Source organism: Microbacterium sp. MF43, assembly GCF_012847295.1.
In the GTDB taxonomy this organism is placed as follows: domain Bacteria; phylum Actinomycetota; class Actinomycetes; order Actinomycetales; family Microbacteriaceae; genus Microbacterium.
In genome coordinates this window covers 317,384-330,902 of record NZ_JABBDY010000001.1, presented here as the reverse complement: position 1 = coordinate 330,902, position 13,519 = coordinate 317,384, and the positions used below count along the sequence as shown (strand labels likewise).

General features: G+C 69.9%; 8 protein-coding genes. 3 read left to right on the top strand and 5 right to left on the bottom strand.

Annotation, left to right across the window (positions count from 1 at the left end):
- Positions 1-61: 61 nt before the first annotated feature.
- Positions 62-1,015 carry a type I pantothenate kinase gene (gene coaA / locus HF323_RS01405; RefSeq protein WP_169580784.1) on the bottom strand — a complete coding sequence of 318 codons (954 nt, stop codon included), beginning with the start codon at positions 1,013-1,015 and terminating at the stop codon, positions 62-64.
- A 101-nt stretch (positions 1,016-1,116) separates the two neighbouring features.
- Complete coding sequence (locus HF323_RS01400; protein ID WP_169580783.1) at positions 1,117-2,721, bottom strand: M20/M25/M40 family metallo-hydrolase; 1,605 nt, start codon at positions 2,719-2,721, stop codon at positions 1,117-1,119.
- Positions 2,722-2,909: 188 nt separating this feature from the next.
- Between HF323_RS01400 and HF323_RS01395 the strand changes: the two genes are divergently transcribed.
- Positions 2,910-3,854 (top strand): Ppx/GppA phosphatase family protein, encoded by a 945-nt coding sequence (locus tag HF323_RS01395; protein WP_169580782.1) that lies wholly within the window; start codon positions 2,910-2,912, stop codon positions 3,852-3,854.
- A 218-nt stretch (positions 3,855-4,072) separates the two neighbouring features.
- On the top strand, positions 4,073-10,057 hold the full coding sequence (locus tag HF323_RS01390; protein WP_169580781.1) for an LPXTG cell wall anchor domain-containing protein: 5,985 nt from the start codon (positions 4,073-4,075) through the stop codon (positions 10,055-10,057).
- On the opposite strand, the gene glmM is transcribed toward HF323_RS01390, so the two are convergent.
- Genes glmM through rplM form a run of 3 tightly spaced genes read right to left on the bottom strand, consistent with a single transcriptional unit; the run spans position 10,054 to position 12,375 of the window.
- Positions 10,054-11,412, bottom strand: a complete 1,359-nt coding sequence (gene glmM / locus HF323_RS01385; protein WP_169580780.1) for a phosphoglucosamine mutase — start codon at positions 11,410-11,412, stop codon at positions 10,054-10,056. The genes HF323_RS01390 and glmM overlap by 4 nt on opposite strands.
- 16 nt (positions 11,413-11,428) lie before the next feature.
- Positions 11,429-11,902, bottom strand: a complete 474-nt coding sequence (gene rpsI / locus HF323_RS01380) for a 30S ribosomal protein S9 (protein WP_169580779.1) — start codon at positions 11,900-11,902, stop codon at positions 11,429-11,431.
- A gap of 26 nt (positions 11,903-11,928) precedes the next feature.
- Positions 11,929-12,375 carry a 50S ribosomal protein L13 gene (gene rplM, locus HF323_RS01375; RefSeq protein WP_169580778.1) on the bottom strand — a complete coding sequence of 149 codons (447 nt, stop codon included), beginning with the start codon at positions 12,373-12,375 and terminating at the stop codon, positions 11,929-11,931.
- A gap of 221 nt (positions 12,376-12,596) precedes the next feature.
- Between rplM and HF323_RS01370 the strand changes: the two genes are divergently transcribed.
- A complete protein-coding gene (locus HF323_RS01370; RefSeq protein WP_169580777.1) occupies positions 12,597-13,463 on the top strand; it encodes a hypothetical protein in 867 nt (288 codons plus the stop codon).
- The last annotated feature ends 56 nt before the right edge of the window (positions 13,464-13,519 follow it).

Genomic DNA, 13,519 nt, shown 5'->3' with positions numbered 1-13,519 from the left:
CTTATGCAAGGAGCCTGAACGAAAACAGGAGACCTGATCAGGCGGGCATGGCGTCCGCGCGTCAAAGCTTGCGGAGCAGCACGCGCTCCACGGTGTGATCGGCCGCCTTCTGCAGCACGAGGCTCGCGCGATGGCGGGTCGGCAGCACGTTCTCCATGAGGTTCGGGAGGTTGATGTCGTTCCAGTAGCCCATCGCGGTCTGCACGGCCTCGTCGTCGGTCAGGTGCGAGAAGACGTTGAAGAACGAGTTCGGGTTGGCGAACGCGCCCGTGCGCAGCGCCATGAACCGTTCGACGTACCACTGCGCGATATGACCGGGATCGGCATCGACGTACACCGAGAAGTCGAACAGGTCGCTGACCGCGACGTCGTGGGGCGCCGGCGGCGGCTGGAGGACGTTCAGTCCCTCGACGATCACGACATCGGGCCGTCGCACGGTGGTGTGAGCGTCGGGCACGATGTCGTACCGCATGTGCGAGTAGAACGGCGCCTTGACCTCGGGCGCACCGCTCTTGACCTCGGTGAGGAACGACACCAGCGCACGCCGATCGTAGGATTCCGGGAAGCCCTTGCGGTCCATGATGCCGCGGCGCTCGAGTTCGGCGTTCGGGTAGAGGAATCCGTCGGTCGTCACGAGCTCGACACGCGGCGTGTCGGGCCACCGGCTCATCAGCTCGCGCAGCAGTCGGGCGATCGTGGACTTCCCGACCGCCACCGAGCCGGCGACCGCGACGACGAAGGGCGTCGTCGTGTCGGTGTCGCCGAGGAACGCACTGGTCTCGGCCCCGAGGCGCTTCGTCGCCTTCGCGTAGAGCGAGAGCAGGCGCGACAGGGGCAGGTACACCTGCGCGACTTCGTCGATGTCGAGTCGGTCGCCCAGTCCGCGGATCTGGACGATCTCGGTCTCGGAGAGCGGCTGCGACATCCCGGAGGCGAGTCGTGCCCAATCGGCACGATCGATCTCGCGATACAGCGAGAGCGCCGGGGAGATGGTGGCTGCGTCGTCGGCGGACATCCCGCTCATCGTATCCGCTGAGGCGGATGCCCCGGCCCGCACCCCGTCGAACGGGACGGGCCCGCCCCCGGAGGGGCGGGCCCGTCGTTGCGCAGAGCGCGTCAGTCGACCTCGGGATCGTGGTCGTGGTCGTCGTGCAGGCCGCCGCCGCCACCGGCGAAGGTGTGCTCCGGTCCCGCGGGCTCGGGCAGCAGGAGGCCGCCGGGCACCTCGACACCGGGCACGCCGTTGACCAGCTCCGTCGAGTACGAGTACGCCAGCACGGCGAGCGCGACGGCGTCGGAGTTGACGTCGAGGGCCTTCATGCTGACGTTCGCGAGCGTGTCGCACGCCATGTGGTAGCACGGGTCGAACCAGGCGCCCGCCGTGCCGCCCCAGATCTCCGCCTGCTGGGCGGTCTTGACCTGCTCGGCTCCGGTGAAGAGGCCGCCGGCGGCGATGCCGTTGTTGATGAACGCCTGGTAGTCGCTGCGTCCGCTGAACTGCGCGTCGTCATAGGGCTGGCCGACGCTGGTGTAGTAGCGCTCGAACAGGTTCTCGATCGCGGTCGACCCGTCGGGCACGACCACGGGCGCCTCGAAGCTCGACTCGTTGCCGTCGTACACCATGAAGATGTAGTTCGGCGAGGCGACCATGTCGAAGTTCAGGTAGAGCGCGATCCGGTCCTTCTCGGCCTGGGTGAGCCCGGCGACGTACTGGTTCGAGCCGACCAGGCCCGACTCCTCGGCGCCCCACCACGCGAGGCGCACGGTGTTCTGCGGCTTGAGCTTGCGCATCGACTGGCCGAGCTCGAGCAGCGCGGCCGAACCCGACCCGTTGTCGTTGATGCCCGGGCCCGCCAGCACGGAGTCGAGGTGAGCGCCGGCCATCACGACGTTGTCGTCGTTGATGCCCGGAAGCTCCGCGATGACGTTCTTCTGCGGCCGGTTGTCGATGAACATCGAGACCGTGGCCGTCGAGCCCGGAGCCGACAGGGCGACGCCGCCGGCGAAGGAGGTCGACACGACGGGGATGTCCAGTGCCGTCGGGTTCGCGCCGATCAGCGTGACGTTGGCCGGAACGCCCTCATTGCCCGCACTGCCGGAGTTCATGATCACCACGGCCTCCGCGCCGGCGTTCTGCGCGTTGCGGGCCTTGATGCCGAACTCGCACGCACCGCGCTGGATGAGCGCGATGTCGGCAGGGCCAGAGAAGTCGAGGGTCGTGAAGTCCTCCGGCTGGCATCCGCTCGTGCCTCCGCCCGGCGTCGCGATCGCCAGGTCGACGGGGATGACCTTGCCGGTCACCGTGCCCTCGCCCGAGCCTGCCCGGAAGAATCCCGCGGGGTGCGTGACGCTCTGGGGGGTCAGCTGCTTCACCGTCGGAACCGGAACCAGGTAGTCGAACTCGTCGATCGACACCTCCCAGCCGGCCGCCTCCATGGTCTCCACCACGTAGTCGACGCTGGCCTCGTAGCCGGCGGTGTCGGCCGCGCGGTTCCCGCCGTTCGCCGTGGCGATCTCCTGAAGCGCCTCGAGATGCTCCATCGCGCCTTCGGCGGTCACGCACTCGAGCAGCTTCGCGACGGTGTTGTTGTTCCGGTTCTCGCACTTCGCGGCCGGCGCAGCCGTCGCGGCCGCGGCCGGAGCGATCGCGAGCGCCAGAGCCGTGGCCCCAGCGGCGGTGAGCGCGAGAGCGCCCCTCGCCGTGATGCGGGATCGATTCATGTTCTCTCCTTCTCGATCGGCACTCGTCGTCGAGCGCCGTGCTACGGGCGACTTCCTCATCGCCCGCGAGCGGGGACGGATGCCGGGTCGGCACCCTCGCCGAGGCTAAACGGGCGTCCTCGGCATGGGTAGACCGCCACGACAGTTCTCATCCGGCGCTCATCTGTGCCGGGCGGTACTGTCGACCCGTGCGCCTCGGAGTCCTCGACATCGGATCCAACACCGTCCACCTGCTCGTCGCCGACGCGAGACCCGGAGGACGCCCGCTCGCCGCGACCAGCCAGCGCACGGTGCTCCGGCTCATGCGCTACCTGGGTCCGGACGGGGAGATCACCGACGAAGGCGTGCGGGCGCTCGTGGCGGCGGTGACCGAGGCTCGCGACGTCGCGACATCCGAGAACGTCGACGAACTGCTCGCCACGGCGACGTCCGCGGTGCGGGAGGCCGCGAACGGCCCGGAGGTCATCGCGCTCATCGAGGAGGCCCTGGGACAGCCCCTTCAGGTCCTCGGCGGCGAGACCGAGGCGCGCTACACGTTCCTCGCCGTGCGACGCTGGTTCGGGTGGGCCGCCGGCCAGATCCTGCTGTTCGACATCGGCGGGGGCTCGCTCGAGATCGCGGCTGGTGCCGACGAGCTGCCGGAGGCCGCGGCATCCGTCCCCCTCGGCGCAGGCCGTATGACGGTGCAGTTCCTGCCCGACGACCCGCCCGGCGAAGAGGCCGTCGAGCATCTGCGCCGGCACGCCCGGGCGACTCTCGCGCCCGTCGCCCGCGACTTCGGCACGCTGGCGCGACCCGATCACGTCGTGGGGTCGTCCAAGGCGATCCGGTCCCTTGCGAAGCTGGTCGGCTATCCGGTGCCGGGCTGGTCGGGGATCGAGCGGATGCTCCTTCCCCGCGCCTCGCTGAGCTCGTGGATCCCGCGGCTCGCGCGCATTCCGGCCAGCGCCCGGCAGGAGCTGCCCGGCATCACTCCCGACCGGACGTTCCAGATCGTCGCGGGCGCGGTCGTGCTGCACGAGGCGATGCGCGCGCTCGACGTCGACGAGCTCGAGGTGTCGCCGTGGGCTCTGCGCGAAGGCGTGCTGCTGAGGTACATCGAGTCGCTCTCGTGGAGCGCCCCCCTCGCCTAGCCCGGCCGCCGGCGTCGGACAGGAAAGGGATTACCGGATCGCACGGGAAAGGGGTCACCCGTCGGGGATGATTCCGAGCCGAGGCACTGGCGGGCCCCCTCCGCTTTCGGTTGAATGGGCGCGAATCCCCGTCGGGCCGGCAACGCGAACACCGCTTCGCTCCCACGATCGGCCCGGCGGTGCCGAACACTCCACACTCGCCGAGGAGCGTACGAGCGATGATGGGCAGCGCAGCCGAGACGACAGTGGCGACCCCGCCTGTCAGGGGGCGCCTCGGGCGCGTGATCGTCGCCGTCCTCACCGTGACGCTGACCGTGCTCGGCGGGATCGCGCTGGGTGCGCCGCCCGCGCACGCGGCGTCTCAGCTGCTCGTGAGCGTGGTCGCGGTCGACGCCTCGACGAGGCAGCCGATCACGACGATCAGCGCCACACAGGTGCCGCGCCGCATCGCCTTCCAGGTCGACTTCTCGTGCCTCAGCGAGGTGTGCGACGACGCGACGGTCGCCTTCGACCCGATGGCGCTCGACCCGAACTACGGGGCTTACCGGCTGCTCGACACCCAGACGGGCTTCGTGCCTCCGTCGACCGGGGGATCGATCTCGGGAAGCGCGGCCGCCGGATACACGGTGGCACTCGGCGACCTGAATCCGGGCATCAACGGGCGGTTCATCGTGGAGTACGGATGGCCGGCAGCTGCCGGCGTCGCCGGCGGGGGCCGCGTGAGCTCGTCCACCCAGAACTTCCCCAACGGGTTTCCGATCACCGCCACGGTGCGCGGCAGAGCGGTCACGGCCGCGGGCGCGACGGTTGCGACATCGGCTCCCGTGACATGGACGATCGCGACGCCGACAGCGCCGACGATCGCTCAGAACTTCGCCGCGCCCGCGAGCGGCTTCTTCGCGACAGACACGAACATCAGCTACAACCTCGCGATGACGACCGGCTGCGGCAGCGTCGACCGCGTCTGCGCGAGCGGGTACTCAGTGACGCACCAGCTGCCTCCGGGGGCAGAGCTCGTGTCGGCGACGGGCGGCCCCACGACGTCGGGATCCGTTGCGACCGGACTCGTGCTGACGTGGGCCGGACCGCCGTGGGCCGCAACAGGGCCGACCTCGCAGGGCGGGTGGAGCCCCGCGCAGGCCCTGACCATCACCTTCCCCCGCGCGAACGTCGCGCCCCCGGGTCAGTCGTGCGGATTCACCACGCAGTTCAACGGACCGACCGGACGCGTCGACGCGACCTACATCAGCATGCCCGGCATCCCGGGCGACGTCCGATCCGCGACACTGCCCGCGATCGGGCCCTTCTCGCTGCGCTGCGCCGACCCGTTTGCGCGCGCCGAACAGCGCGGCAAGATCTCGACCATGGACGGCGCGCAGCGCCTGGAGAACAACACGGTCTCCCCCGTCGTCATCCCTACGTCGGGGACGAATCTCAAGGAGTGGCAGGTCACCGTCGCGAACACCGCCAACATCCCGGGCATCGCCGTCGTCACCGATGACACCCTCGATCTTCAGGACCTGCCCGTCTACCAGATCGTGGCCCCTGCTGGATCGACGATCGCCTGGACAGCCACCAACGGCACGACGACGCAGTCGGGCACCTCGACCGGCACAGCCGACGCTCCCGCCGGATACCGGTTCGCCACGTCCACGGTGACCTCACCGGTCCTCGCGGCGCCCAATCAGATCCCCGAGCAGAGCTTCCGCACCGACTTCACGATTCGCTACCGCTACGCGGTGTCCCCGGATGCCACACCCGGCGCGAGGCGGACCAATACGGCCTCCGCGGTCATGACCTGGCCCGACAACCCCGGGTTCGCCGCCTGGCCTCTGACGATCCCGCCGCACACCGTGGAGCTCATCGCACCCTTCGCGCGCAGCGTGTTCTTCAAGTACGCCGACACCTTCCTGGTGAACCCGATCGGCTCGTCCCGCATCATGGGGCAGAACATCGACGTGCCCGTCCCCGCGGCGGGCGAGTCCGATCGCATCCTCCGCTGGAACGCGGTCGTGGCCAACACGGGCAGCGCGCCGGCCGTTCCGACCGTCGTCGACACGCACCTGGGTGACAACCCCGACATGCCCATCACCCAGATCATCGCCGGCATCCGCGTGGGAAGTCCACCTCCGGCGATCGCCAGCGGCACGCTGACACAGAACATCCCGTTCACCGCTGTGGTCCTTCTCGACAACGGCACGACGGTGAACTACTCCGGCACGAACTACACCGCTCCGGCGGGCCGCCGCATCATGGAAGCCACCGTCACCGGTCCGCGTCTCGACGGCGCGAACGTCTTCCCGACGACGAACACGTCGCGACAGCTCGAGGTGTACTTCCAGGGGCTGATCCCCACGAACGCGGCTCGCGACACGTATACGACGAACTCGTTCGAGGGCGCTCTGGACTACGGAGTCTCGGGGCTCGGCGTCGAGACCGGTGAGGGGACCTCGACGATCCATCTGGTCGGGCTCCCGCCGACCATCACCGCGTCGCTGGGAGCACCGTCGATCGCAGGCGGCGCGTCCGCCGCGACCCCGACGACGAACGTCACCTTCACCGTCTGCGGCACCACGACGAATGTGTCGTCGGACCATGTGCCGTTCACTCCCGAGTACGTCTTCATGGCTCCGGCGGGGTGGAACATCACACCAGGATCGTCGTCGTTCCCCGCCGGCAGCGTCCCGCCCGGCGTGAGCTTCACCTATCGCACCACGGTGATCGACGGGGTGCAGCGGCAGGTCGCCGTAGCCGCGTGGCCCGAGGGCATCACCTTCGGCATGAACGCGACCCTTCCGTGCATGAGCGTCGTCGCGCGACCGGACCCGTCCGTCGCCGCGGGGACGTCAGGCCTCCCGCGCGGATTCGTGGGGAACACGGGCGACGTCCAGCCGGCCGACATCTTCACGCGCGAGTTCACCGACATCCCCGACATCGACGGGAATCCCGCGACCATGAGATTCAGCGAGGCGGCACCGATCACGCCCGTGCCGGTCGCTGCCGTCGCCGCGATGCAGGTGCGGAAGGAGATCTGCCTGCCGGACGATTCCCAGCCGGACGGCTGCCAGTGGTTCGCCGACCCCGAGCACGCCGTGGGCGTGCCGCCGGACTCCGACTCGATCCGCTATCGGCTGACCGTCACGAACATCGGCAACAGTGCACTGCAGGATGTCGTCGGCTACGACATCCTTCCCTACCCGGGAGACACCGGAACGAGCGAAGCGACCGGCTCCGTCGCACGCGGCTCGACGTTCCAGGAGACGGTGGAGTCCGTGGCCACGCCCACGAACGGCGCCACGGCGACCTACTCCGCGGACACGCAACCGTGCCGCGACGAGGTCGGCCAGACGGTTCCCGACTGCGTCGACGATTGGGGTCCCACATTCTCGGGCGCCCAGGCGATCCGGCTCGAGAAGGCCGGCGACCTGCTCGCAGGGCAGTCGTTCTCTCTGGAGTACACGGCCGCCGTCGAGGGCTCGCCGAGCTTCGGCGCGATCGCGTGCAACTCGTTCGCCGTCCGGGCGGGCGGGCTCGCCCTCGTATCCGAGCCGGCGCCGGTGTGCGCCTCGATCGAGGAGACCGACTTGGAGATCGTGGCGGGGACACCCCGCGTGCAGCAGGGACGACCCGGCGTCCTGCCGTGGACGGTGAGGAACAACGGAGGTGCGCAGTCCGCGATCGCGTCGGTCGCCTTCGGCGACATCCCGGCGGGTCTGACGGTGACGTCGTTCACACCGGAGGGCTGGACCTGCACGGCGACCGATGCCGGCGGCAACCCCGTGTTCGGGACGGCGATCGGGCCCGCGACGCTGTCGTGCACGTCGGACCGTCCGCTCCTCATGGGCGTCGCGGTCCCTCTCGACATCCCGGTCATCGCGACCACCACGAGCCCTCTGACGATCCCCGCGGCCATCTCGGGCCGCATGTTCGACCCCATCCCGGGGAACAACACCGACGTGATGGAGCTCACCGCGACCGCCGCGGCGGGCGACATCGGCGTCGTGAAAGACGATGGCGTGACGACAGCTGCTCCCGGCCAGCTCCTCATCTACGCGATCACGGTGAGCAACCCGCTCGACTTCGAGACGATCACGGACGCGACACTGACGGACACCCTCCCCGCGGGCGTGGAATTCGTCTCGGCCTCCGGCGGCGGGATCCTCTCCGCCGGAACCGTCACCTGGGCGCTGCCCGACCTGCCGGGCGGCGCCGATCTGACCCGCACGCTGACCGTGCGCGTCCTGCCCACCGTCGCGGCGCCCACCATCGCGAACACCGCCGAGGTCGTGGCGCCTGACCCCGCGATCGCAGGCAGGGTCCTGACCGGCCGGGACGATGACGTCGATATGGTCGTCACTGATCCGGCGCTGACGCTCACCAAGACGCCGTCGCAGCTCACCTTCGCCGCGGTCGGCGACACCATCGAGTACGTGATCGTGGCGTCGAACAGCGGCGACGTCACGCTGACGGACGTGACGATCGACGACCCGTTGGAGGGGCTCAGCCCGCTCGTCTTCACGTGGCCGGGCGACGAGGGCGTCCTCGGGCCGGAGCAGAGCGTGACCGCGGTCGGCACGTACCAGATCACACAGACCGACCTGGACCTGGGCAGCGTGGCGAACACCGCGACCGCGTCGGGCACCCCGCCGGCCGGTGCCGCCGTCGACGACGAGGCCTCCGCGCTCGTCACGAGCACAGCCGTGCCGAGCATTTCGGTGATCAAGAGCGCGTCGCCGACGACGGTCTCGACGGCCGGCGGGACGATCGCGTACACGATCAGGGTGATCAATGACGGTCCCGTGACGCTCGAGGGCGTCACGGTGGCCGACCTCTTGCCCGGGCTGCCGGCCCTCGAGGTGACCTGGCCCGGTGACGAGGGGGTTCTGGCTCCCGGCGACGAGGCTGTCGCGACGGCGACGTACACCGTGACGCAGGCAGACGTCGACGCCGGGCAGCTCGTGAACACCGCGAGTGCTGCGGGGACCACTCCGGGCGGCATCGAGGTCACCGACGACGACAGCGAGACCGTGGCGCTGCCCGCGGCCCCGGCCATCTCGATCGTGAAGGACGCGGACTACGCCGCGGGCACCACCGGGCGGGTGGGCGAAACGCTCGAGTACGACTTCACGGTGCGCAACACCGGCAACGTGACACTGACCGACGTCACCCTCGTCGACGAGCTCGAGGGCCTTTCGGAGATCGTCTTCGGCGCCTGGCCCGGCGAAGAGGGCGTGCTCGGTCCCGACCAGGTGGTCACCGCGACCGCGAGCTACGTCGTGACGCAGGGGGACGTCGACGGCCTGGTCGGCGTGTCCAACACCGCGACGGCGACGGGGACGCCGCCGAGCGGACCCCCGGTCTCGGATGACGACACCGTCACCACCCGCACGCCGGCGGTCACCGGTATCCAGGTGCGCAAGACGGCGACTCTCACCTCACAGGGGACGGTGCGGGCCGGCGACGTCGTGGCGTACGAATTCGAGGTCACCAACGTCGGCGACCTCACACTCAGCGATGTCCAGCTCGCCGACGCGCTCCCGGGCCTGTCGCCCCTCGAACTGACCTGGCCCGAAGCCGAGGGGGTGCTGATGTCGGGGCAGGTTCTGACGGCGACGGCCACGTACGAGCTCACCCAAGCCGACATCGACAACGGCTCCCTCGAGAACACCGCGCTGGCCACGGGCGTCGGTCCGGGCGAGCAGGAGGCGACCGACAGCGACACCGCGATCCTGGTGCTGCCGGCCGAGCCGGCGCTGGTCTTCCGCAAGACCGCCGCCTACGCGGGCTCGAGTTGGCGCGAAGGGGGCATCGTCGACTTCGCGTTCATCCTCGAGAACACCGGCAACGTGACGCTGACCGGCGTGAGGGTCACCGATCCGATGCCCGGCCTCTCGGCCATCGAGTACGCGTGGCCCGCGTCGCCCGGCGTGCTGGCCCCCGGCACGACAGCGACCGCGACCGCCACGTACACGCTGACAGCCGCCGACCTCCGCGCCGGGACGGTGACCAACACCGCGACTGCGACCACCGACCAGGGGACCGCCGTACTGAGCACGGCCGAACTCGCCATGTCGCCGACGCCGCCCGACCTCCCTGCCACCGGCGGGGCGTTCGCCCCCTGGCTGCCGCTCGTCGCGACAGCTCTCATCGCCGCCGGCGCGGGCCTCGTCGGGGTCCGTCGCCGCGGCGTGAGTGGAGACTAGAGCGCCAGGCGCTCGCGCACGACCTCGGCAAGGGCGTCGGCGTGACGCTGGGCATCTTCAGCCGACGCCGCTTCGACCATGACGCGCACGAGCGGCTCGGTGCCGCTCGGGCGCAGCAGCACGCGTCCGGAGTCGCCGAGTTCGGCCGCTGCAGCGGCCACGGCCGCCGACACGGTCTCGTCGTCGTTGGCGCGGGAGCGGTCGACGCCCTTCACGTTGACGAGGACCTGGGGGTACACGGTCATGATCGAGGCGAGCTCGGCCAGCGACTTGCGCTGCCGGGCCATCTCGCCGACCAGGTGGAGCCCCGTCAGCAGGCCATCACCTGTCGTCGCGTACTCGCTCATGATGACGTGACCGGACTGCTCGCCGCCGAGGGAGAAGCCGCCCTCGTTCATGCGCTCGAGCACGTAGCGATCGCCGACCGACGTCTGCTCGACGGTGATGCCGTGGGCTTCCATCGCGCGGTGCAGGCCGAGGTTGCTCATCACCGTGGCGACGAGGGTGTCGTCGACGAGGTGTCCGCGCTCCTTCATCGCAACGGCGAGGATCGCCATGATCTGATCGCCGTCGACCACACGACCAGCGGCGTCGACGGCGAGGCAGCGGTCGGCGTCACCGTCGTGGGCGATTCCGACATCGGCGCCATGGGCGAGGACGGCCTCGGCGAGCTTGTCGAGGTGCGTCGAGCCGACGCCGTCGTTGATGTTGAGACCGTCGGGGTCGGCGCCGATGACGGTGACCCGGGCGCCTGCGTCGCGGAACGTCTCGGGAGACACTCCGGATGCCGCGCCGTGCGCGCAGTCGAGCACGACGTGAAGGCCGTCGAGCCGGTGCGGCAGCGACCCGAGGAGGTGCACGACGTAGCGGTCCTCGGCGTCGGCGAAGCGGCGGATGCGCCCGACCTCGGCGCCGGTCGGCTGGAGCTTCGGGCCGGCCATCGCGGCCTCGATGCGCTGCTCCACGACGTCGGGGAGCTTCACGCCACCGCGGGCGAAGATCTTGATGCCGTTGTCGGGCGCCGGGTTGTGGGACGCCGAGACCATGACGCCGAAGTCTGCGTCCATGTCGGCGATGAGGAAGGCCGTGGCCGGCGTGGGCAGCACCCCGGCGTCGAGCACATCGACTCCCGACGATGCGAGTCCCGCCTCGACGGCAGCGGAGAGGAACTCACCGGAGACGCGGGGATCGCGGGCGACGACCGCGGTCAGTCGCTTGCCGGAGGCGCGTCGCGCCTCCGCTGTACGACCCTGGCCCAGGACGACGGCCGTCGCCTGGGCCAGGGACAGTGCGAGATCGGCGGTGAGGGGGCCGTTGGCCAGCCCCCTCACCCCGTCCGTGCCAAAGAGCGGCATACGGAGCGAGAGCCGATCAGCGCTTCGAGTACTGAGGCGCCTTGCGGGCCTTCTTGAGACCGGCCTTCTTGCGCTCGATGACGCGAGCGTCGCGCGAGAGGAAGCCCGCCTTCTTGAGCGTCGGGCGGTTGTTCTCCGCGTCGATCTCGTTGAGGGCACGGGCGATGCCGAGGCGCAGCGCGCCGGCCTGACCCGAGGGGCCGCCACCCGAGATGCGCACGATCACGTCGTACGCGCCCGTGAGGTTGAGCACGGTGAAGGGGTCGGTGATGAGCTGCTGGTGGAGCTTGTTCGGGAAGTAGTCCTCGAACGAGCGGCCGTTGACGGTGATGGTGCCCGAGCCGGGGATCACGCGCACGCGGGCGATGGCCTGCTTGCGGCGACCGACGGCGGCGCCGGAGACCGAGAGCACGGGGCGCTCGGCCGCGACGACGGTCTCGTCGACCGGGGTCTCGGTGGAGTAGTTGGTGGTCTCTTCGATGTTCGCCACGAGTGTGTCCTTAGTCTCTGCGGTGCTTACTGGGCGACCTGGTCGAGGGTGTACGTCTTGGGCTGCTGGGCCGAGTGCGGGTGCTCTGCACCGCGGTAGACCTTGAGCTTCGACAGCTGCTGGCGGCCGAGGCTGTTCTTGGGCAGCATGCCGCGGATCGCCTTCTCGACGGCGCGCACCGGGTTCTTGTCGAGGAGCTCCTCGTACGAGACCGCGGTGAGACCGCCCGGGTAGCCCGAGTGGCGGTAGGCCATCTTCTTCTGGAGCTTCTGCCCGGTGAGAGCCACCTTCTCGGCGTTGACGATGATGACGAAGTCACCGGTGTCGACATGGTTGGCGAAGGTCGGCTTGTGCTTGCCGCGCAGGAGCGCGGCGGCGTGCGAGGCGAGGCGGCCGAGGACGACGTCGGTCGCGTCGATGACCAGCCACTCGCGCTGGGTCTCGCCAGCCTTGGGGGTGTAAGTGCGCGTCACAGTAGTGCTGCTTTCTTGAATCGAACGGAGAAGTTCGTGAATCCCACTCCGGGGTGGTTCCGAGGCCGATGACCGTGGAACACGCCAGTGGAGGGCTCACGTTCGTGGTGCCGGGTCAGCCGAGCCGCACACCAAACGTCGAGTCTACGGCATCCGAACCCGTCGGCCAAACACGCCGACGAGCTCCGTCGCCGTCGCAGCCTCTCGCTATCCTCTTCGACATGCCCGCAGCTGTGCCGTCGACCTCGGTGCAGCGCACCTACCGCTACCTGCGCATCGCCATCGCCGGGACGGTCGTGGTCATCTTCGTCGCGGTCGGGCTGGCCGCGGCATCCGTCGGATGGCTCCCCTCGGTCAGCGATTACTTCTACACACCGGCGCGCAACGCCTTCGTGGGTGCGCTCATCGCCGCAGCCCTCGCCCTGGTCGCCCTCTCGGGACGCGGCCTCGAGCGCGCTCTGCTCGACGCCGCGGCCCTCTTCGCGCCCCTGATCGCCCTCGTGCCCACCACCCTCGCACCGGGCAGCGTTCCGGGCGTCGCCGTGCCGTGCACCGATCGCTGCTTCCCGCCCGAGTTCGAAGCGGATGCCGCGAACGGGGTGGCGACCTACCTCGTCGTCGGCCTGATCACGGTGCTGGTCGGCCTGCTGCTGGCCGCCCTGCGTCAGGTGTCGCTCGACACCGTCGGGTTCAGCCTCGTCAGCAGCACGGCGCTCTTCGTCGTGGTGGGTGCGCTGTGGCTCTTCGCGAGGGACGCGTTCCTCGCACAGGGCCACTTCGTCGCGACGATCGCATTCTTCGCGCTCTTCGCCACCGTCGCGGTCATCAACGCGTTCCCGCGTCGCAGCGCCCCTCCTCCGCTGGTGTTCCGGGCGCTGTACGTCGCGATCGCCGCCGGGCTCGTGGCCGTGCTCGCGGTGTATGTCGCGCTGCTCCCCGGCGCCACCGCATCCGGACTTCCGGTGGTGCTCCTCGCCGAGGCGGCCGCACTCACGCTGTTCTTCGCCTTCTGGGTCGTCCAAGGAATCGAGAAGTGGCACGAGACCGACCCGAGCATCCGCGCGGACGGTGTCGAACGCGATGCCTGACGTCCGTGCGATGCACGGGTGCACGAGGGCGTGCCGCCGGTAGCATATGGCCGAGC

What these genes read in the sequence shown, in the direction of transcription:
- coaA (WP_169580784.1), bottom strand. Translation starts at nt 1,015, where the DNA reads ATGTCCGCCGACGACGCAGCCACCATCTCCCCGGCGCTCTCGCTGTAT.
- HF323_RS01400 (WP_169580783.1), bottom strand. Translation starts at nt 2,721, where the DNA reads ATGAATCGATCCCGCATCACGGCGAGGGGCGCTCTCGCGCTCACCGCC.
- HF323_RS01390 (WP_169580781.1), top strand. Translation starts at nt 4,073, where the DNA reads ATGATGGGCAGCGCAGCCGAGACGACAGTGGCGACCCCGCCTGTCAGG.
- glmM (WP_169580780.1), bottom strand. Translation starts at nt 11,412, where the DNA reads ATGCCGCTCTTTGGCACGGACGGGGTGAGGGGGCTGGCCAACGGCCCC.
- HF323_RS01370 (WP_169580777.1), top strand. Translation starts at nt 12,597, where the DNA reads ATGCCCGCAGCTGTGCCGTCGACCTCGGTGCAGCGCACCTACCGCTAC.